Source organism: Streptomyces sp. TSRI0107, from assembly GCF_001905845.1.
Lineage (GTDB): Bacteria > Actinomycetota > Actinomycetes > Streptomycetales > Streptomycetaceae > Streptomyces.
Genome location: NZ_LIVZ01000007.1, coordinates 210,622 through 230,332 on the forward strand (window position 1 = coordinate 210,622; position 19,711 = coordinate 230,332).

The following is a 19,711-nucleotide window of genomic DNA, read 5'->3' on the forward strand; positions in this document are numbered from 1 at the left end:
GGGTGGACGGGGAGTTTCGGGGAGCGGCCGCTTACGCGACCTTGTCGACGTCGGCCGCCGCCGGCTCCTTCGCCTTGAGCAGGCGGAGCGCGGGGGCCGGGCCGGAGCGGGCGCCGCGGCGGTGCAGGGAGCGGGCGGCGTAGTCGCCGGCGAACTGGATGACGGAGATGACCACGGCGAGGATCGCGACGGTGATCCACATCAGGCCGGTCTCGAAGCGCTGGAAGCCGTAGCGGACCGCGAGGTCGCCGAGACCGCCGCCGCCGACGGTGCCGGCCATGGCGGAGTAGCCGATGAGCGCGATGACCGTGGTCGTGGTGCTGGCGATGAGGGAGGGCAGGGCCTCGGGGACCAGGACCTTGCGGACGATGGTCCAGGTGTTGCCGCCCATCGACTGGACGGCCTCGACGAGCCCGTGGTCCACCTCGCGCACGGCCGTCTCGACGAGCCGGGCGAAGAACGGGATGCCGCCGATGGCGAGCGGCACGATCGCGGCCTCGCTGCCGATGGTGGTGCCGGTGACCCAGCGGGTGAAGTTCATCAGGGCGACCATCAGGATGATGAACGGCATCGAGCGGCCGATGTTCACGATCTGCCCGATGACCTTGTTCAGCACCGTGCTCTGCAGCAGTCCGCCCTTGTCGGTGAGGACCAGCAGGACACCGATGGGCAGGCCGGCGACGACCGCGATCAGCGTGGACCAGCCGACCATGATCAGCGTCTCGGTACAGGCCTGCTCCAGCAGGGGCTGCATCTCGGACCAGGTCACTTGGCACCTTCCTTCACCAGTACGGGCTCCTGGCCGACGATGTCGATTTCCAGGCCCTGCTCGCGCAGGAAGCCGATCGGTACGACGTTGTCCTCGTAGCGGCCGGGCAGCTCGATGCGCATCCGGCCGACCTGGAGCCCGCCGACGGTGTCGATGGCGGCGCCGAGGATGGAGATGTCGATGTTGTAGGTGCGGGCCAGCTGGGAGATGACCGGCTGGGTGGCGGCGTCGCCGTGGAAGGTGACGTCGACGACGGTGCGGTCCTCGCCGGAGGCCTCGCCGCCCACCGGGAACAGCGCGGAGGCCAGCTCGGAGCCGGGGGTGGCGAGCAGTTCGCTGACGGTGCCGGACTCGACGATGCGGCCGTGCTCCATCAGGGCGGCGGAGTCGCAGATGCTCTTGACGACGTCCATCTCGTGGGTGATGAGCAGGACGGTCAGGCCGAGCTGCCGGTTGAGGTCGCGCAGCAGCTGGAGGATCGAGCGGGTGGTCTCGGGGTCGAGGGCGCTGGTGGCCTCGTCGGAGAGCAGCACCTTGGGGTCGCCGGCCAGGGCGCGGGCGATGCCGACGCGCTGCTTCTGGCCGCCGGAGAGCTGGGCGGGGTAGGCCTTGGCCTTGTCGGCGAGACCGACGAGGTCGAGGAGTTCCAGCGCCTTGCGGGAACGTTCCTTCCCCGACTTGCCCAGGATTTCCAGCGGCAGCTCGACGTTGTCCTGCACGGTCCGGGAGGACAGCAGGTTGAAGTGCTGGAAGACCATGCCGATCCGGCTGCGGGCCTGCCGCAGCTCCCTGCCGGCCCGCGGGCCGCGGCCGGCGAGCGCGGTGAGGTCCTGGCCGGCGACGGTGACCGTGCCGGAGGTGGGGCGCTCCAGGAGGTTGACGCAGCGGATGAGCGAGGACTTGCCGGCACCGGACTGGCCGATGACGCCGTACACCTCGCCTTCGCGAACGTGCAGATCGACGCCGTCGAGGGCGGTGACCTCGCGGCCGCGTGAGCGGTAGACCTTGGTCAGGCCCGATGTGGTGATCACTGGGGTTTCCGTCACTGTCGAGTGCGCGGGCGTGGGTGTGCCCGGGCACGGGTGCATTCGGTCGGGAACGCGGCACGGTTCTCGCGGTGCGCGGGGACCGGGGAGAACATGTGCGCTGGGCGGCTCGGTGCCGTAGGGCGGGCGCTACGGCGGACATGAGCGGGCTCTCGCTTCGGGGCGCGAGGCTCAGGTGGTGCAGGGGCCCTCTAGAAGGCGCACATTCGACACAGACACATACAACGAGCACCGGGCGTCATGGTCGCCTCGGTCGCAAGAGTGCGGCTGCTCATCGTGGTCATGCGATCAGTAAAGCAGACGTACGCTCCTGACCGGTCACCGCCGTCCGCATAGTGGACAGCGGTGGACCGTCACGGACGTACGTCAGTCCCGTACGGCGATCTCCACGCCCCCGTCGGTGACCAGTACGGACAGGGCCGACAGGTCCCGCACCACCAGGTCGGCGTCGAGCTCGTGGGCCTGGTGGGTTGTGGCCAATGCCACGGTGGTCATCCCGGCGGCGCGGCCCGCGGCGAGACCGGCGGGGGCGTCCTCGAAGACGACGCAGGCGGCCGGGTCGACGCCCAGCGAGCGGGCGCCGAGCAGGTAGGGCTCGGGGTCGGGCTTGCCGCGGGTGATGTCGTCGGCGGCGATCAGGGTCTTGGGCAGGATGCCGACGGCCTCCAGACGGGCCTCGGCGAGCCGCCGGGTGGCGGAGGTGACGACGGCCCAGCGGTCGGCGGGCAGCGCGGCCAGGAAGTCCTCGGTGCCGGGCAGCAGCCGGACGCCGCCGCCTGGCACGTCCTCCACCTCGAGCTGCTCGATCCGCGCGACGGCCTCCGGCACCACCTCGGCGGGCAGCAGGTCCGCGGCTATCTCCACGGCCGGGCGCCCGTGCAGCTCCACCTGCCCGAACCGCTCCGCCGTGATGCCGTACTCCGCGGCCCACCGGGTCCAGCAGCGCTGCACGGATTCCAGGGAGGAGACGAGGGTGCCGTCGTTGTCGAACAGGAGGGCTTGTGCGCGGATCTTCATGCCCCCGACCCTACGGGGCCGCCGGAACACATCGTTCCGGGGCGTGGCCGCGGATGGCCGGGGGCGCGCACGGGGTGTCCGTTGCGTCGTAATAGGGTCGCTGCATGCTTGATGCCCTGACGCTGGTGACCGGGGTCGCCGCGCTGCTGCTCGCCGCGTGGTGCGGCTGGGCGGCGTACCGTGACCAGCCGACCAAGGACTGGCACTTCACCGGGATGGCCGTGGTCACCCTGCTGACGCTGATCCAGCTGGTCGTCGGCATCGTGCGGCTGGCGCGGGGCGAGGAGCCGGACCAGGGGACGACGATCTTCGTGGCGTATCTGCTGGGCGCGTTCGCGTGCGTGCCGGCCGCCGGCTTCATGTCGCTGGCCGAGCGCACCAAGTGGGGTTCGGTGACGGTCGCCGCGGGCGGCGTGGTCCTCGCCGTGCTGGAGGTGCGGCTCCATGACATCTGGGGAGGCTGAGGTGACCGCGGTCGAGGAGAGGCAGCGGCAGCGCCTGACCAGCGGGCCCGGAACGCTGCTCGTCTGGCTGTACGGCGTGATGGTCGTCGGCGCGGTCTCGCGCTCCGCGTATCAGATCGCCACCGAGTTCGACCGGGCGCCGCTCGCCTACTCCCTGTCGGCGGTGGCCGGTGTGGTGTACGGCTTCATCACGTACACGCTGTTCCGGGGCGGGGAGACGGCCCGCAGGGCGGCGCGGCTGTGCTGCGCCGCCGAGCTGGTGGGCGTGCTGGTCGTGGGTACCTGGACGCTGGTCGAGCCGTCGGCGTTCCCCGATGCGACCGTGTGGTCGGACTTCGGGATGGGTTATCTGTTCATTCCGGTGCTTCTGCCGGTGTCCGCGCTGTTCTGGTTGCGGAAAGCGCGGAGCGGGCAGCCGGGTTGACGGTTCGTCGGCGGGTGCGGGCTCTCCGTGGTTTCTCGCGCGGTTCCCCGCGCCCCTGAGGGCGTTCCCCTCACGCCGTCTGTACGTACGTGCCCGCCCGCTTCTCCAGGATGATCATCGGGACGCCGTCCGAGCCCTGGGCCGTGCCCACGGCCTCGTAGCCCACCTTGCGGTAGAGGCGGAGGTTGCCTTCGCTGCGGTGGCCGGTGTGGAGGCGGAACTTCTTGGCGCCGCGCTGGTCGGCGAGGGCGGACTCGGCGGCGTTCAGGAGGCGGGCGCCGATGCCGTGGCCCTGGAGGCGGGGGTGGACGCAGAGCTTGCCGATGGCGGCGGCGCCGTCCTCGGTGACGGTGCCGCGCACGGAGCCGACCACCTCGTCGCCGAGCCGGGCGACGAACACGCAGTCGTCGGCGACCTCCCGGCGGAGCGAGTCGAGGGTCTGGACGAGCGGGTCGATGCGGTAGTTGCCGTACAGCGCGGCCTCGCTCTGGAAGCACAGGTACTGCAGCTTGAAGATCTGCTCGGCGTCCTGGTCCGTCGCCTCGGAGATGACCACGCTCATGCCCATGTGTGCACGCCTCCCGCTCACCTGTTGCCTGTCGTCCCCCACTCCTATCCCCGTGCTCTCCGGGCCGCAACCTCCGTTGTGAGCAATCGCCGTAGACATCCCAGACATCTGGAACGTTCCGGTCCGAGACTGCCCTGTGAGATACCCAACTCCCCCGCGATCTCCCGGTATGTCAGGTCCTGCGGGGACAGCAGGGCTTCGAGCAGCGTCGGGCAGCGGCCCGGCAGCCGGCGGACCATGTCACGCAGGGCGCGGCAACGCGCGGCGGCGAGGGCCAGCTGCTCGGGGGTGCCGTCGCCGTCGTCGGCCGGCTCGTTCGCGTACGGCCGTTCGCGACGGGTCGTTCGACGGGAGCGGCGCGCCTCGGAGCGGACGGCGCGGCGCAGCCAGCGCTCGGGGTCGTGGGGCGGGCCGTCGGTGCCGAGGCGTTCCAGGAGGCGGAGCCAGACCGCCTGTTCGAGGTCCGCGGGCTCGGTGCCGGGGTGCGCCTCGGCGACGGCCTCGGCGGCGAGCAGCGGCCGCAGCGCGGTGAGGAGGTCGTGCGTCATATGCGGCACGACGCGGCCGCCCGGGCGGTGGGTTGCCCGGGCGGCCGGGAGTCACCCCGAACGGGGTGCGGTGGTTCAACCGTTGACGAAGTCCTCGCGGGCCAGCAGGCCGGTGTCCGGGTGGTCGGTGAAGACACCGTCGATGCCCGTCGCGAAGTACGCCCGGTACGCGCCGAAGACGTCGCCGTAGCCGTCGGCGTCCGTGCCCTTGCGGAAGTCCGCCGGGAGGAACGGGTTCTCGTTGCGCAGGGTGTAGGGGTGCAGGATCAGGCCCACCTTGTGGGCGTCGGCGACCAGCGTGGTCGGCTCGGTGAGGTTGCCGGCCGCGTCCTTCGGGATGACGAGGTCGAGGGTGGGGCCGATGCCCTGGGCGTAGGAGGCGATCTCGCGCAGGCCGGCCGGCTTGACCAGGTCGGCGACGGTGCGCGGGTCACCGGTCTCGACGAAGTCCCAGGGGCGGCTGTTCGCACCGGACAGCAGGACCACCAGCGGGTTGTCGACCAGCTCGTTCAGGCGCTGGATGCTGGTCGGCTCGAAGGACTGGAGGATGACCGGGGAGTTCCACTTGTGCCTGCCGTGCTTGCGCAGCACCTTGGCGACCCGCTCCTCCAGGCCGAGGCCCAGCTTGCGGAAGTAGGTGGGGTGCTTCAGCTCGGGGTAGATCCAGACCTGCTTGCCGCGCCGCCGGGTCTGCTCCTCCTGCCAGCGCAGCACCTCCTCGAAGGTGGGGATCTCCCAGCGGCCGTCGTAGAGGGTGTTGTGCGGGCGGTTGCCGGGGATGCGCTCCTTGGCCCGCAGGGTCTTCAGCTCGGCGAGCGTGAAGTCCTCGGTGAACCAGCCGGTGGTGCGCACGCCGTCGAGGGTCTTGGTGGTCTTGCGGTCGGCGAACTCGGGGTGGTCGGCGACGTCCGTGGTGCCGCCGATCTCCGGCTCGTGGCGGCAGACGAGGTGGCCGTCCTTGGTGGGCACCAGGTCGCCGGCCTCGACGATGTCGGCGCCCATGTCCAGGGCGAGCTGGTAGGCGGCGAGGGTGTGCTCGGGGCGGTAGCCGCTGGCGCCCCGGTGGCCGATGATCGTCGGCACGGGCAGGCTCTTCACGCCGCGGCCCTCCTTGCTCGCGTCGGCTCTCGCCGTGCCGCCCAGCCCGAGGACCGCTCCGCTCGCGCCGAGCACGGCCGCGCCGAGGAGCGCCCGTCGTCCGGTGCTGTGGGCGTGTTCGTTCGTCTCCTGCGTTCCCATCGGCGCCTCCCTCAATCGGCTCGGCCGTCGTTCGGCCGCGGTGCGCGCCGATCGTAGGGGCGCGGACATGACGGAGGGGAGGCCTCGGGTCGAACACATGGATGACGATGGATGGCGTAGCGGATGCGCAAAATGACGGGCCGTCGGCTTGCCGGGCCGGGCGCGGGCCACCCGTCGACACGGGTCCGGCGAGAGCCGGACGCGGGGGGCGCCCGGGGTCCCGGGCGAGGTGCGTCACATCGTGGCCTGCGTGTTACGCGCCGTCCACGGCGCGATGGCGCAGGTTAACCCGCGTCAACACTGAGTAAGACGTCGGTGAACCCGATGTGCGCCACGCCGGGAACCGCGAGTATCGTCCTCACCTGCACAGACACATACCGCTTCACTCACCGACATCTTCGACACCGGAGGGCTCGTTGTCCCGCTTCGCGCTCATCAAGGCAGTGCTCGGCCCGGTCATGCGCCTGATGTTCCGCCCTCGGGTGGAGGGCGTGGAGCACATCCCGGGCGACGGGCCGGTCATCCTCGCGGGCAACCACCTGACCTTCATCGACTCGATGATCCTGCCGCTGGTCTGCGACCGTCAGGTGTTCTTCATCGGCAAGGACGAGTACGTCACCGGCAAGGGCCTCAAGGGCCGGCTGATGGCCTGGTTCTTCACCGGCGTCGGCATGATCCCGGTCGACCGGGACGGCGGCCGGGGCGGCGTGGCCGCGCTGATGACGGGCCGGCGGATCCTCGAGGAGGGCAAGGTCTTCGGCATCTACCCGGAGGGCACGCGGTCGCCCGACGGGCGGCTGTACCGAGGCCGCACCGGCATCGCGCGGCTGACGCTGATGACGGGTGCGCCGGTGGTGCCGTTCGCGATGATCGGCACGGACAAGATCCAGCCGGGCGGGGCGGGGCTGCCGCGGCCGCACCAGGTGACGGTCCGGTTCGGCGAGGCGATGGAGTTCTCGCGGTACGAGGGCATGGACCGGGACCGGTACGTGCTGCGGGCGGTGACGGACTCCGTGATGACCGAGGTGATGCGGCTGTCCGGGCAGGAGTACGTGGACGTGTACGCCACGAAGGCGAAGGCCGCCTAGAAAGTACCCGGTACCCGGCGCGGCGGCCAGATTCCGTCCGCCTGCCGGTGGAATCTGCATCCGACACCTCGTCTGCCCGGACCGGTTCCCGCGTATATGAACACAGAACATGTCTTATCTAGGCATGCACACACCTTCGCGGCGTACCCTCCTCCGTGCCCCGATCGCCGGTGCCGGCGCGGGACTCCTGGCGGCCTGCACCGACTCCGGCCCCGAGCCCCGCTCCGGCCCAGAACACACCGGTCTCCAGGGTGACTTCGTCCCGCCGGGGCCCTCGGGGTACATCAACCCGTCGGATCCGGAAGTCGAGGCCGCCGAGCGGGAACGCGGCTCGGGCCCCGTCCGCACGCTGCGGCTCACCGCCGCCGAGTCCCTGCTGGACCTGGGCGGGCGCACCGTCCGGACCTGGGCCTACGACGACGCGGTGCCGGGCCCGCTGGTGCGCGCCACAGCGGGGGGCATCCTCAGCCTGACGCTCGCCAACCGGCTGCCCGCCCCGACCACGCTGCACTCGCACGGGCTGCGCCTGCGCTGCGACATGGACGGCACTCCCGGCCTGACCCAGCCGGAGATCGAGCCCGGAGCCGACTTCCTCTACCGCTTCGCCGTCCCCCACCCGGGCACCTACCTGCTCCACTCCCACGTCGGGATGCAGCCCGACCGCGCCCTGTACACCCCCTTCATCATCGACGACCCGAAAGAGCCGCTCGCCTACGACGAGGAGTGGATCGTCGTCCTGGACGACTGGCTCGACGGTGTGGAGGGCTCCACCCCCGACGGGGTGCTCGAACAGCTCAAGCCCGGCGCGAGCGGATCCATGCACTCGGGCGGCATGGGGATGGGCATGGGGTCGGAGCGCGGCACGCCCGAGCACTCGCACGGCTCGCCGTCGGCCGGAAAGCCGTCGGGGCCCTCCCGGGTGCTGATGAACTCCTACAGCCGCCTCCTCGACGGGGAGAGCGGCAACGTCGCCCACCCCCACTTCCTGGCCAACGGACGGCTGCCCACCCGGCCCTCGGTGTTCCGCTGCCGTCCTGGCGACCGCGTCCGGCTGCGCATCATCAACGCCGGTTCCGACACCGCCTTCCGGGTCGCGCTGGAGGGCCACAGCATGACCGTCACGCACACCGACGGCTATCCGGTGGAGCACCGGGACACCGACGCCCTGCTCGTCGGCATGGCCGAGCGGTACGACGTGCTCGTCACCGCGAAGGACGGCGTCTTCGCCCTCGTCGGACTCGCCGAGGGCAAGAAGGGCCGGGCCCTCTCCGTCCTGCGTACCGACAGGGGACGGCGGAATCCCCCGCCGGACGTCCACCTCGACGAGCTCGACAGGCGGATCGTCCCGGCGCGGCGGCTGAGGCCGCACGAGTCGGTGGCCCTGTCCGACCGGGAACCCGACCGCGAGATGCGCATCCGGGTCACCGGCGGGATGGAGAAGTACAACTGGGGCTTCGACCACAAGCCGTACGACGTGCGGCACCGTTACCCGATCCGCTCCGGGGAACGGGTACGGCTCACCCTGATCAACGCCACCGACATGTGGCACCCCCTGCATCTGCACGGCCACACCTTCGCGATCACCGGCTTCGGCGCGGCGGGCGCGCGCAAGGACACCTCGGTGGTGCTGCCGCACCGCAAACTGGTCATCGACTTCGACGCCGACAATCCGGGGTTGTGGATGCTGCACTGCCACAACCAGTACCACTCGGAGAGCGGCATGATGACGATTCTCGGATACAAGCGGTGATACCCGGGCGGGGGCGCCGGGGCACGGCCCCGCGCCCCCCTGGCGGTCAGTGGCCGTGGCCGGAGCTCTCCAGGCGCTGTCCCTTCAGCAGGAACCAGGCCGCCGCAGCCGTCGCCAGCAGGACCGCCGCGCCCACACCCGCCGCGAGGGCCAGGCCGTCGACGAAGGACTCGCGGGCCGCGTCCAGCAGCGCCCCCGCCGTGTCCGCCGGCAGGCCGTGGGCCGCCTCCACCGCGCCACCCAGCGACTCGTGGGCGCCCTCGGGGGTGCCCGCCGGGGACGGGAAGCCCCGGTAGACGCCGGTGACGATGGAGCCGAGCACGGCGATGCCGAGGGCGGCGCCGAGTTCGTACGCCGTCTCCGAGACCGCGGAGGCGGAGCCCGCCTGCTCCTTCGGCACGGAGGCGAGGATGACGTCGGCGGTCACGGTGAAGGAGAACCCGGCGCCCACGCCGACGACCAGCAGGGCGGCGCCGAGCAGCGGGTAGCCGGTGGACTGGTCGAGGAAGGTCAGCGACGCCAGGGCCAGGCCGACCGCGGCGAGACCGCCGGCGACGACCGACCGCACCGAGAAGCGCCGGGCCGCCGCGCCGGCGACCAGACCGGCCGCCACCGCGCCGATCGCGGCGGGCAGTTCGGCCAGCCCCGCCTCGAACGGCCGCCTGCCCTGCACCAGCTGCAGGTACTGGGAGAGGAAGAACACCAGGCCGGACATGCCGAGGATGGTCAGCAGGTCGGCCAGGACGGCCGCGCCGAAGCCGCGCTTGCGGAACAGCCGCATGTCCAGCAGCGGGACCGGCAGCGTCAGCTGACGGCGTACGAAGCCGTACAGGGCGGCGGCGCCGAGGGCACCGGCGGCGAGGGTCGCCCAGGTGAAGCCGTGGGTGGCGGCCTCCTTCACCGCGTACACCACGCCGATCATCCCGACGAGCGAGAGCAGCACGCTGGGCAGGTCCCACGGGCCCGGGGCCGGGTTGCGGGACTCCGGCAGCAGCTTGCTGCCGACGAGGACCAGGACCGCCATCACGGGCAGGTTGATCAGGAAGACCGAGCCCCACCAGAAGTGCTCCAGCAGGAAGCCGCCCGCGATCGGGCCGACCGCCGTACCGGCGGAGGCGGTGGCGCCCCAGATGCCGATGGCGAGGCTGCGCTCGCGCGCGTCGTGGAAGATGTTGCGGATCAGGGCGAGGGTCGCCGGCATCAGGGTCGCGCCGGCGACACCGAGCAGCGCCCGCGCGAGGATCAGCAGCTCGGGGCTGGTCGCGTAGGCGTTGAGCACGGACACCGCGCCGAAGGCGGTGGCGCCGATCAGCAGGATGCGCTTGCGTCCGATGCGGTCGCCGAGGCTGCCCATGCTGACGAGGAGACCGGCGATGACGAACGAGTAGACGTCACCGATCCACAGCAGCTGGGTGCCGGTCGGTGCCAGGTCCTCACTGATGTACGGGGTCGCGAGGCCGAGGACGGTCGCGTCGACGGCCACCAGCAGCACGGCGAGCACGAGGACGGACAGCGCGAGCCAGCGGCCCGGACGCTTCACCGCCTCCGTGGGGGTCACCGGCTGCAGGGTGCTGGTCATGGTTCCTCTCTCCGTAGTGCGCCGCCGAGCAGCAGCTCGGCGATCATGAACTGGAAGTCGTTGCGGGCGACCTTGCCGTCCAGTACCGACCAGGCGCCGGCGGCGAGCAGGCCGTACAGGGCCTCGGTGAGCCAGGTCGGCGAGAGGTCGATGCGGAACTCGCCGCTGTCCTGGCCGCGCCGGAACAGGGTCGAGACGCGGGTGTCGATGCGGGCCCAGCCCGCGTTCTGCTCCTCGCCCTCGAACAGCTGGTTCTCGCTGTAGAGGAAGGCGAGCAGTCCGGCGGCGGGCTCCATCTCGCGGATCAGCCGGCGTACGGCCTCGCCCGCCCGGCCGTCGTCCAGCCGGGCCCGGTCCAGCGCGGCCTCGCACTCGGCGATGCCCAGTGCCTCCAGCGCCCGGACGAGCGCGTCGCGCCCGGCGAACTGCCGGTGCAGCGTGGCCCGGCTGATCCCGGCGGCCTTGGCGACCTCGTCCATGGTCGCGGTGGATTTACGGGTCAGCAGGGCGGCGGCGCTGCGCAGTACGTGGTCACGATCGACGGCCATGAGACAACCATAGCCCAAGTGAGACATCTTTGTCTCATTCAAGGCGTGCGTGGCTCATTGGCCGCTGGTCGGCGGGGGTGTCTCAGTGCCAGGGCAGCTGTCCGCGCCGCTCCCAGTAGGCGCGCGGGTCCTCCGTCAGGGCCGCGAGGCGGGTGAGCCGGTCCTCGTCCAGGTCGACGACGGGGGCGTGCAGGTTGGAGGCCAGCTGGGTGACGGTGGCCGCGCCGGACAGGACCACGCCCGCCCACGGCTGCCGCAGAACCAGGGCCAGGGCGACGGCGTCACAGCCGAGCCCGGTCTCCTCCGCGACGGCCTTCAGCGCGTCCGGGGCGTGCGGCTCGGCCAGCCGGCCGTTGGCCATGCCCTCCTTGACGATCACCGTCAGACCGGCGTCGTGGGCCTCGGCGAGGGCGGGGGCGGCCGAGGTCTCCAGGGCGTTGTACGTGGACTGGACGGTACGGAACAGCGGCTCGCCGTCCACGGTCACCGCGAGCGCGGCGCGGATCGCGTCGGCCTGGGCGGGGCCGCTGGTGGAGAAGCCGACGGTGACGCCCTGCGCGGCGGCCTCGGCGAGCCGGGCGTGCAGGTCCTTGTCGGTCAGTGCGGGGCTGTCCGGGGTGACCGAGTGGATCTGGTAGAGGTCGATCCGGTCGCCGAGCAGGGCGGCGCTCTCGGCGCGCTGCCGCTCGTACGTCTCGACGCTGTGGTCCTTGACCTCGTGCCGCTCGGCGTCGGTGGTCCAGTCGGCGGTGTAGGTGTAGCCCCACTTGCTGCCGACCACGATGTCGTCGATTTCCGGGTGCGCGGTCAGCCAGTCCGCCAGGAACTCCTCGGAGCGGCCGTAGGAACGGGCGGCGTCGAAGTAGCGGACGCCCTGGGCGTAGGCGGCGTCGAGGAGTTCGTGGGTGCGTGCGCGCAGCGCGTCGACGCTGCGGTCGTCTCCGAGGTCGCGGTCCCGTCCGAGGTTGATGTAACCGGGGCGGCCGACGGCGGCGAGACCCAGGCCGATGTGGCAGGTGGGCGTCGTGGCGGTCGCGAGACGGGCGAAGGGCATCGCGGGCTCCGTTTCGGTCGGCTCCGGTGCGGCTGTACGGCTCGACGACCAACGTAACCCGCGATGCCCTCACGTCACTTCTTGGCGTTCGCCCAGCCGTGCTGGGCGGCCACGTCCGCCTTCACCTCGGCCAGCTGCACGGCGACCGCGCTGGGCGCCGTACCGCCGCGGCCGTCGCGGGAGGCGAGGGCGCCGGGCACGTTGAGGACGGACCGCACCTCGGGCGTCAGATGCTCGGAGATCTTCGCGAACTGCTCGTCCGTGAGGCCGTCCAGCTCCTTGCCCTCGGACTCGGCGACCTTCACGCACTCGCCGGCCACCTCGTGCGCGACCCGGAACGGCACGCCCTGCTTGACCAGCCACTCGGCGATGTCGGTGGCCAGCGAGAACCCGGCCGGGGCCAGCTCCTCCATGCGCTCGCGGTGCACGGTGAGGGTGGCCATCATGCCGGTGAAGGCGGGCAGCAGGATCTCCAGCTGGTCGATGGAGTCGAAGACCGGCTCCTTGTCCTCCTGGAGGTCGCGGTTGTACGCGAGCGGGAGGGCCTTCAGCGTCGCCATCAGACCGGTCAGGTTGCCGATGAGGCGGCCCGACTTGCCGCGCGCCAGCTCCGCGATGTCCGGGTTCTTCTTCTGCGGCATGATCGACGAGCCGGTGGAGAAGGCGTCGTGCAGGGTCACGAAGGAGAACTCCTTCGTGTTCCAGATGATGACCTCCTCGGCGATCCGGGAGAGGTTCACCCCGATCATCGCGGTGATGAAGGCGAACTCGGCGACGAAGTCACGGGAGGCCGTGCCGTCGATGGAGTTCGCGGCGCTGCCGTGCTCGAAGCCGAGGTCGCGGGCGACCGCCTCGGGGTCCAGGCCGAGGCTGCTGCCCGCGAGGGCGCCCGAGCCGTACGGCGAGACCGCCGTGCGCTCGTCCCACTGGCGCAGCCGCTCGGCGTCCCGGGACAGGGCCTGGACGTGGGCGAGGACGTGGTGGGCGAAGAGCACGGGCTGGGCGTGCTGGAGGTGGGTGCGGCCCGGCATCGCCACGTCGGGGTGGGCCTCGGCGAGGCCGATCAGGGCGTCCTGAAGCTCGGCGATCAGGCCGCCGATGGTGCGGGCGTGGTCGCGCAGGTACATCCGGAAGAGGGTCGCGACCTGGTCGTTGCGGGACCGGCCGGCGCGCAGCTTGCCGCCGAGGTCGGGGCCGAGGCGCTCCAGCAGGCCGCGCTCCAGGGCGGTGTGCACGTCCTCGTCGGCGATCGTGCCCACGAAGGAGCCGTCGGCGACGTCGGCTTCGAGCTGGTCGAGCCCGGCGATCATCCGCTGGAGCTCGTCCTCGGTGAGGAGGCCCGCCTGGTGCAGCACGCGCGCGTGGGCGCGCGAACCGGCGATGTCGTACGGCGCGAGCCGCCAGTCGAAGTGGACGGACGCGGACAGTTTCGCCAGGGCCTCGGCGGGACCGTCGGCGAAACGGCCGCCCCAGAGCCGTACGTCACCGCTGTTGCTGCTCACTCGCGCTGCTCCTAGCCTCGCACTGCCTCGGTCATGCATGAGTATGCAGAACACTGCATGATTCGTCAATTTCGGGGAGTGCTGAACGGGGGAAACCGCTTTCTCGTACTGCTCACCGAACACCGGCGCCGTCAGTACCTCTCCCACACCCCCCGACCCGAGTGAGGCATCCGCATGTCCAGGGCACTTCCCAAGTACGACAAGCGCCGCGTGGCGATCGTCGGCGGCGCCGCCGCCGTGGTGCTGTCCGGCGCGCTGATCGCAGGCTCCGCCCTGGCAGGCGAGCCGTCCGGCGGCGGCGCCGGCCCCCGCACCCTGGCCGCCCTGGGCAGGATCAGCTGCCCGGACGTGGCGTCGAAGCTCCCCGCCGTCCCCGCCTCAGCCAAGGCCGAAGTCGACCGCAACCTCACCCTCCTCCAGACCCAGATCGACGAAGCCAACAAGCGCCTCACCGACACCGCCGGCCAAGGCGGACCCAACTTCGTCCAGAACGCCATCCTCGGCCCCCTCCAAGGCAAACGAACCGCCGCCATCGACCGCATCGCCATCTCCATCGGCCGCACCATCACCAAGCCACAAGGCCTGGAAGCCCTCGCGGCCTGCACGCTCGGCGGCGCGGGAACCGGCACCGGCACGGCGGCACCGAGCCAGACGGCGACGAGCCCGGTGGCCACGAGTCCGGTGGCGACGCAGCCGGCCCGCGCGGGCAGGATCAGCTGCCCGGACGTGGCGTCGAAGCTCCCCGCGATCCCCGCCTCAGCCAAGGCCGAAGTCGACCGCAACCTCACCCTCCTCCAGACCCAGATCGACGAAGCCAACAAGCGCCTCACCGACACCGCCGGCCAAGGCGGACCCAACTTCGTCCAGAACGCCATCCTCGGCCCCCTCCAAGGCAAACGAACCGCCGCCATCGACCGCATCGCCATCTCCATCGGCCGCACCACCACCAAGCCGCAGGGCCTGGAAGCCCTCGCGGCCTGCACGCTCCGGTAGGAGGGAGGGTGGCCGCCCCGTGGAAGCGCCGGCCGGGGCGGCCACCAGCCGGCAACCGCCGCAATTCGTCGGACAAATGAGCGATGTGCATCAATAATCGTTAGACATGGGAAAGACTTACGAGCGCATCGACGGCAGACTCCGGACGTTCATCGAGGAACAGCCCGTCTTCTTCACCGCGACCGCCCCGCTCGCGGGCGACGGCACGGTCAACCTCTCCCCCAAGGGCCTCAAGGGCTCCTTCGCGGTGCTCGACGAGCACACCGTGGCCTACCTGGACTTCGCGGGCTCCAACGCCGAGACCATCGCCCATCTGCGGGAGAACGGCCGGATCACCCTGATGTGGTGTGCCTTCCAGGGCCCGCCGAACATCGTCCGCGTGCACGGCCGCGGGGAGCCGGTGTTCCGTGACGACCCGCGCTTCCCGGACCTCCTCGCCCGCTTCCCCGGCATCGACACGACCTCGCACGGCCTGCGCGCGATCATCGTCGTGACGGCCGAACTCGTCCGTGACACCTGCGGATACGCGGTCCCCTTCATGTCGTACGACGAGGACCGCGACCTGCACGGCAAGCGGTTCGCCCGCGAGGACGACGCCTCGCTGAGCGCCTACTTCGCGAAGAAGGAGCATGTGGCGAGCAGCATCGACGGACTGCCGGGGCTGCCGTTGCCGCTGCCTTCCCTCGTCCAGGACACCCCCTAGGGCACCTGGCCCCCGAACGGCGCAACCGCACTGGCGCCGCACTCGGGCGCCGCTAGCGTCGGAGGCATGCGCCCCGCCGTCGCCGCCGCCGTCGCCCTGCTCGCCTGCGTGTGCCTCACCGCCTTCGCGCCGTCCGGCGAGGAGGTGCTGCCCGACCGGATGGCCGACACCGGGGGCGGCCGTCAGCTGATCACCGCGGTGGCGCCGGAGGCCGGTGCGACGCGCGGCACCGTGACGTGGTGGGAGCGGCGGGACGGACGGTGGGTGGAGGAGGGTTCGGCGGCGGCCAGGTTCGGCGCGAACGGGCTCGTCGATGGTGCCGCGCGCCGGCAGGGCACGAACACGACGCCGACCGGGCTGTACGACCTGCCGTACGCCTTCGGCATCGAGCCGGCACCGCGCGGGACCACCTACCGCTACCGCCCGGTCCGCGAGGACTCCTGGTGGTGCCAGGACAACGGCTCCCGCGCCTACAACCGCTGGACCGAACCACGCCCGGCCGACTGCCGCGCCGCCGAGGCCGAGCACCTGGTCTCCTACACCACGCAGTACGCGCACGCCCTCGTCATCGGCTTCAACTACGCGAAGCCCGTGCGGGGCCACGGCGCCGGCATCTTCCTCCATGTCGACGGGCGGGGCGCCACGGCCGGTTGTGTGTCCGTGCCGGCGGACGCGATGCGGCGGATCCTCGCCTGGGCCGAGCCCGGCAAACGGCCGCACATCGCCATCGGGACGGAGAGCGGGCGGACGGCCGTCACCCGCTACTGAACGCCCGGCGAACACCCGCGCCGCTCGCTGAACACCGGCCGCCTCCCCCACGTATCTCTGGGCCAAGGGACTACGAGACACCGTTGCCCCCGTCCCCGGAGGAACCGTGACCACCACGCTCGCAGGCGGCCGTGCCGCCCGGCGCCAGACGATGCGCCGCATCCGCCCGCGCCGCTCCCCCGCCGTGCCGCTGCTGCTGGCCCTGTGGGCGGGGGCGGGCGGGGTGCTGTGGCTGTGGTGGCACACCACTCCCTCGATCGCGGACGACACCGGGCGGATCCTCGGCGCGGGCCGGATCACCGGCCTGCTCGCGGGCTATCTGATGGCCCTGGTGGTCCTCCAGATGGCGCGGGTGCCCGCGCTGGAGCGGCGAGTGGGTTCCGACCGGGTGGCCCGCTGGCACGCGATGACCGGCCGCTACACGCTCTGCCTGGTGATCGCGCACGTCTTCCTGATCATGTGGGGGTACGCGCTGCAGGCCGGGCGGAGCCTCGGTGACATCGTCCAGCAGACCGTCGACTCGGTGAACCAGCTGCCGGACATGGGCAAGGCCGCGATCGGCACCGGTCTGCTGCTGCTGATCGGGCTGGTCTCGATCGGCGGCGTCCGCCGCAGGTTGCCGTACGACACCTGGTACCACGTGCACCTTCTGACGTACGCGGCGGTGTACCTGACGTTCTGGCACCAGATCAGCACCGGCAACGACTTCGCCGTGGAGCCGGTCGCGAAGACCTTCTGGTACGGGCTGTACGGGACGGTCACCGCGCTCGTCGTCTGGTACCGGGTCATCACCCCGGTGCGCCTCAACCTGAAGCACCGGATGCGGGTCGAGGCCGTGATCGAGGAGACGCCCGGGATCGTGTCGGTGCTGATCGGCGGGCGGAAGCTGCACCGGATGGGCGCGGAGGCCGGGCAGTTCTTCCGGTGGCGGTTCATGGCGTCGGGCATGCGCTTCAGTTCGCACCCGTACTCGCTGTCGGCGGCGCCCCGCCCCGGCGTGCTGCGCATCACCGTGAAGGCGATCGGCGACCACAGCGCCCGGCTGCGCGAGCTGGCCCCCGGCACCCGGGTGTGGGCCGAGGGCCCGTACGGGGCGCTGACCGCGCAGCGTCGCAGCCGCGGCAAGGTGCTGCTGGTGGCGGGAGGGGTCGGCATCACCCCGATGCGGGCCCTGTTCGAGACGCTGCCGGGCGCGGCCGGCGACATCACCCTGCTCTACCGGGCCAACAGCACCCAGGACCTGGCCCTGTGGGACGAGCTGGCCGCCATCGCCGACGAACGGGGGGCGCGGCTGATGTACGCGGTCAACAGCCCCGACGGGGAGCGCCCGGACATCTCGGCGGAGCGGCTGCAGGAGAAGGTGCCGGACGTCGACAAGCACGACGTCTTCCTGTGCGGGCCGCCCGGCTTCGCGCAGTCCGTGTACGAGGCGCTGCGCGGCGCGGGAGTGCCCGCCCGTCGTATCCACCACGAGTCGTTCGAGATGTGAGCGACGGTAATTCCAGCGATTTCAGGAGCTGTTGGGACCGATGAGGAAGAGCCACCCGATCCGGCGTGCCCTGCTCGCCACCGCCGCCACGGTGTCCGGCATCGTGTTGCTGCTGTCGCTGAAACCGGCGTCCGACCCGGCCTCCGCCTCGGCGGTGGGCGGCGCGGCCCCGCAGCAGACGGCGGCGGGCCAGTCACCTCAGGGCGGCGCCCGGGGCGCGGGCACCACCACGCTCACCGGCGAGGCGGTCCAGACCCAGTACGGTCCGGTCCAGGTCCGCCTGACGGTGGCCGACGGCCGCGTCACCGGGGCCGAGGCCGTGCAGGCGCCCAGCGGCGGCCGCAGCGGCCAGATCACCGCCGACGCCGTACCCCGCCTCAACCAGGCCGCCGTGGCCGCCGGCACCGCCGACATCGACGCCGTGTCCGGGGCCACCTACACCAGCGCCGGATACAAGGAGTCACTCCAGTCCGCCCTGGACCAGATGGGAAGCGCGAGCCCCGAGGCCGGAGCCGAGGCCGAGACCCAGCCCGAGACCGAGACCGAGGCCCGTACGGTCACGGGCGCCGTCGCGCAGACCCAGTACGGCCCCGTCCAGGTCCGCGTCACCGTGGCGGGCGGCCGTGTCACCGAGGCCGAAGCCGTGCAGGCGCCCAGCGGCGGCCGCAGCGGCCAGATCACCGCCGACGCCGTACCCCGCCTCAACCAGGCCGCCGTCGCCGCCGGCACCGCCGACATCGACGCCGTGTCCGGAGCCACCTACACCAGCGCCGGATACAAGCAGTCCCTGCAGTCGGCCCTGGACCAGATCGGTGGGTGAGGCCGCGCAAGCTCCCGTCGCGGTACGTCGGGTGGAGGAGACGATGGGGACCGTCTTCTCCTTCGACGTCCGCGGCGGGGATCCCCGTGCCGTGCGGGCGGCGCTCGACGAGGCGGTCGACGGGCTGCACCGGGCCGACGCGGTGTTCAGCACCTACCGCGAGGACAGCCAGCTGTCCCGGCTGGCGCGCGGCGAGCTGACCGTCGAGGAGTGCGACCCGGAGGTCGCCGAGGTGCTGGCGCTGGGCGCCGAGGCGGAGCGGATGACCGACGGCTGGTTCAGCACCACGTACCAGGGCCACCTCGACCCCACCGGCATCGTCAAGGGCTGGGCCGTCGAACGTGCGGCGCGGGTGCTGGCGCTGGCCGGCGCGAGCGGGGTGAGCGTCAACGGGGGCGGCGACGTGCAGTTGCTGGGCGCTCCCGGGACCGAGCGGCCGTGGCGGGTCGGGGTCGCCGACCCGCTGCGTCCGGGCGGCCTGGCGGCGGTGGTCTCGGCGTCCGGCACCACGGAACTGGCCGTCGCCACCTCCGGCACCGCCGAACGCGGCGCCCACATCGTCGACCCCCGCACCCGCAGGTCGGCGGTCACCGACCTGCTCGCGGTGACCGTGGTGGCCCCGCACCTGACCTGGGCGGACGCCTGGGCGACGGCCGCCTTCGCGATGGGCGCGAGGGAGGGCCTGGCGTGGCTGGAGAGCCTGCCGGAGGTGGAGGCCCTGCTGATCACGGCGGGGGACGAGGTGAGGTGCACCAGGGGCCTGGCGGCTCGGCTGGGGTGAGGCGGGCTCGCTCAGTGCCCGTTCTGAGCCAGCCGCAGCAGGTGGTCCGCCAGTGCCTGCCCGCCGTCCGGCTGCCGGGAGATCAGCAGCAGGGTGTCGTCGCCGGCGATGGTCCCCAGGATGTCGTGCAGCTCCGCCTGGTCGATCGCCGAGGCGAGGAACTGCGCCGCCCCCGGGGGCGTTCGCAGGACCACGAGGTTCGCGGAGGCCTCCGCGGAGATCAGCAGCTCCTGGGAGAGCCGCCGCATCCGCTCCTCCTTCGCCGACTCGCCCAGCGGTGCCCGGGGGGTGCGGAAACCCCCCTCGCTCGGCACCGCGTAGATGAGTTCGCCGTCGGTGTTGCGGATCTTCACCGCGTTCAGCTCGTCCAGGTCCCGGGAGAGCGTCGCCTGGGTGACGGTCAGCCCGTCGTCGGCGAGCAGCTTCGCCAACTGGCTCTGGGAGCGCACCGGTTGCCGGTTGAGGATGTCCACGATCCGGCGGTGGCGGGCGGTGCGCGTCTGCGGCACGGCGGGTCCGTTGGCCCCCGGCTGCTCGTGATCCTGCGCCTGGCTCATCGTC

At 71.9% G+C, this 19,711-nt stretch carries 21 protein-coding genes; 10 read left to right on the forward strand and 11 right to left on the reverse strand.

Annotated features, from left to right (window positions below):
• Positions 1–31 precede the first annotated feature (31 nt).
• The 3 genes from AMK31_RS20210 to AMK31_RS20220 form a co-directional block, all read right to left on the reverse strand.
• Positions 32–769, reverse strand: coding sequence for a methionine ABC transporter permease (locus tag AMK31_RS20210; protein WP_073941980.1), 738 nt, complete (start codon positions 767–769; stop codon positions 32–34).
• The gene (locus AMK31_RS20215) at positions 766–1,857 is read right to left on the reverse strand and encodes a methionine ABC transporter ATP-binding protein (RefSeq protein WP_073941981.1); all 1,092 of its coding nucleotides are present in this window, start codon (positions 1,855–1,857) and stop codon (positions 766–768) included. Before AMK31_RS20215 ends, AMK31_RS20210 begins: the two co-directional genes overlap by 4 nt.
• A gap of 324 nt (positions 1,858–2,181) precedes the next feature.
• Entirely contained in the window at positions 2,182–2,832 is a 651-nt protein-coding gene (locus tag AMK31_RS20220; RefSeq protein WP_073941982.1) for an HAD-IA family hydrolase, read from the reverse strand.
• 104 nt (positions 2,833–2,936) lie between these two features.
• Between AMK31_RS20220 and AMK31_RS20225 the strand changes: the two genes are divergently transcribed.
• A complete protein-coding gene (locus AMK31_RS20225) occupies positions 2,937–3,296 on the forward strand; it encodes a hypothetical protein (RefSeq protein ID WP_073941983.1) in 360 nt (119 codons plus the stop codon).
• On the forward strand, positions 3,277–3,720 hold the full coding sequence (locus AMK31_RS20230) for a hypothetical protein (protein WP_107468667.1): 444 nt from the start codon (positions 3,277–3,279) through the stop codon (positions 3,718–3,720). The genes AMK31_RS20225 and AMK31_RS20230 overlap by 20 nt, the downstream gene beginning before the upstream one ends.
• Before the next feature lie 70 nt (positions 3,721–3,790).
• Here the strand turns inward: AMK31_RS20230 and AMK31_RS20235 are convergent, their stop codons facing one another.
• The 3 genes from AMK31_RS20235 to AMK31_RS20245 form a co-directional block, all read right to left on the reverse strand.
• Positions 3,791–4,288, reverse strand: coding sequence for a GNAT family N-acetyltransferase (locus tag AMK31_RS20235; protein ID WP_073941985.1), 498 nt, complete (start codon positions 4,286–4,288; stop codon positions 3,791–3,793).
• A gap of 44 nt (positions 4,289–4,332) precedes the next feature.
• The gene (locus tag AMK31_RS20240) at positions 4,333–4,836 is read right to left on the reverse strand and encodes an RNA polymerase sigma factor (RefSeq protein WP_073941986.1); all 504 of its coding nucleotides are present in this window, start codon (positions 4,834–4,836) and stop codon (positions 4,333–4,335) included.
• A gap of 75 nt (positions 4,837–4,911) precedes the next feature.
• Positions 4,912–6,075 (reverse strand): glycerophosphodiester phosphodiesterase, encoded by a 1,164-nt coding sequence (locus tag AMK31_RS20245; RefSeq protein WP_073941987.1) that lies wholly within the window; start codon positions 6,073–6,075, stop codon positions 4,912–4,914.
• Between the two features lie 416 nt (positions 6,076–6,491).
• Here AMK31_RS20245 and AMK31_RS20250 point away from each other — a divergent pair, with 416 nt between their 5' ends.
• Together AMK31_RS20250 and AMK31_RS20255 are read left to right on the forward strand one after the other, a co-directional pair.
• Positions 6,492–7,163, forward strand: coding sequence for a lysophospholipid acyltransferase family protein (locus AMK31_RS20250; protein WP_073941988.1), 672 nt, complete (start codon positions 6,492–6,494; stop codon positions 7,161–7,163).
• Between the two features lie 124 nt (positions 7,164–7,287).
• Positions 7,288–8,913 (forward strand): multicopper oxidase family protein, encoded by a 1,626-nt coding sequence (locus AMK31_RS20255; RefSeq protein ID WP_073941989.1) that lies wholly within the window; start codon positions 7,288–7,290, stop codon positions 8,911–8,913.
• Positions 8,914–8,959: 46 nt separating this feature from the next.
• Here the strand turns inward: AMK31_RS20255 and AMK31_RS20260 are convergent, their stop codons facing one another.
• The 4 genes from AMK31_RS20260 to argH all read right to left on the reverse strand — a co-directional run bounded on the left by AMK31_RS20260 (position 8,960) and on the right by argH (position 13,596).
• The gene (locus tag AMK31_RS20260) at positions 8,960–10,492 is read right to left on the reverse strand and encodes an MFS transporter (RefSeq protein ID WP_073941990.1); all 1,533 of its coding nucleotides are present in this window, start codon (positions 10,490–10,492) and stop codon (positions 8,960–8,962) included.
• Complete coding sequence (locus tag AMK31_RS20265; RefSeq protein ID WP_241842683.1) at positions 10,489–11,040, reverse strand: TetR/AcrR family transcriptional regulator; 552 nt, start codon at positions 11,038–11,040, stop codon at positions 10,489–10,491. Before AMK31_RS20265 ends, AMK31_RS20260 begins: the two co-directional genes overlap by 4 nt.
• A gap of 82 nt (positions 11,041–11,122) precedes the next feature.
• Positions 11,123–12,094: an aldo/keto reductase gene (locus AMK31_RS20270; protein WP_073941992.1), complete on the reverse strand. Its 972-nt coding sequence runs from the start codon at positions 12,092–12,094 to the stop codon at positions 11,123–11,125.
• 74 nt (positions 12,095–12,168) lie between these two features.
• Positions 12,169–13,596, reverse strand: coding sequence for an argininosuccinate lyase (gene argH / locus AMK31_RS20275; RefSeq protein WP_073941993.1), 1,428 nt, complete (start codon positions 13,594–13,596; stop codon positions 12,169–12,171).
• Positions 13,597–13,770: 174 nt separating this feature from the next.
• On the opposite strand from argH, the gene AMK31_RS20280 reads away from it, so the two are divergent.
• From AMK31_RS20280 to AMK31_RS20305, 6 genes are all read left to right on the forward strand, one after another.
• A complete protein-coding gene (locus AMK31_RS20280; protein WP_073941994.1) occupies positions 13,771–14,589 on the forward strand; it encodes a hypothetical protein in 819 nt (272 codons plus the stop codon).
• 106 nt (positions 14,590–14,695) lie between these two features.
• Complete coding sequence (locus AMK31_RS20285) at positions 14,696–15,292, forward strand: pyridoxamine 5'-phosphate oxidase family protein (RefSeq protein WP_073941995.1); 597 nt, start codon at positions 14,696–14,698, stop codon at positions 15,290–15,292.
• Positions 15,293–15,358: 66 nt separating this feature from the next.
• Positions 15,359–16,060 (forward strand): L,D-transpeptidase family protein, encoded by a 702-nt coding sequence (locus AMK31_RS20290; protein ID WP_073941996.1) that lies wholly within the window; start codon positions 15,359–15,361, stop codon positions 16,058–16,060.
• 106 nt (positions 16,061–16,166) lie between these two features.
• The gene (locus tag AMK31_RS20295) at positions 16,167–17,549 is read left to right on the forward strand and encodes a ferredoxin reductase family protein (RefSeq protein WP_073941997.1); all 1,383 of its coding nucleotides are present in this window, start codon (positions 16,167–16,169) and stop codon (positions 17,547–17,549) included.
• Positions 17,550–17,589: 40 nt separating this feature from the next.
• Complete coding sequence (locus AMK31_RS20300; protein WP_073941998.1) at positions 17,590–18,369, forward strand: FMN-binding protein; 780 nt, start codon at positions 17,590–17,592, stop codon at positions 18,367–18,369.
• A 43-nt stretch (positions 18,370–18,412) separates the two neighbouring features.
• On the forward strand, positions 18,413–19,150 hold the full coding sequence (locus AMK31_RS20305; RefSeq protein WP_198948524.1) for an FAD:protein FMN transferase: 738 nt from the start codon (positions 18,413–18,415) through the stop codon (positions 19,148–19,150).
• An 11-nt stretch (positions 19,151–19,161) separates the two neighbouring features.
• On the opposite strand, the gene AMK31_RS20310 is transcribed toward AMK31_RS20305, so the two are convergent.
• Positions 19,162–19,707 carry an arginine repressor gene (locus AMK31_RS20310; protein WP_073942000.1) on the reverse strand — a complete coding sequence of 182 codons (546 nt, stop codon included), beginning with the start codon at positions 19,705–19,707 and terminating at the stop codon, positions 19,162–19,164.
• Between the last annotated feature and the right edge of the window lie 4 nt (positions 19,708–19,711).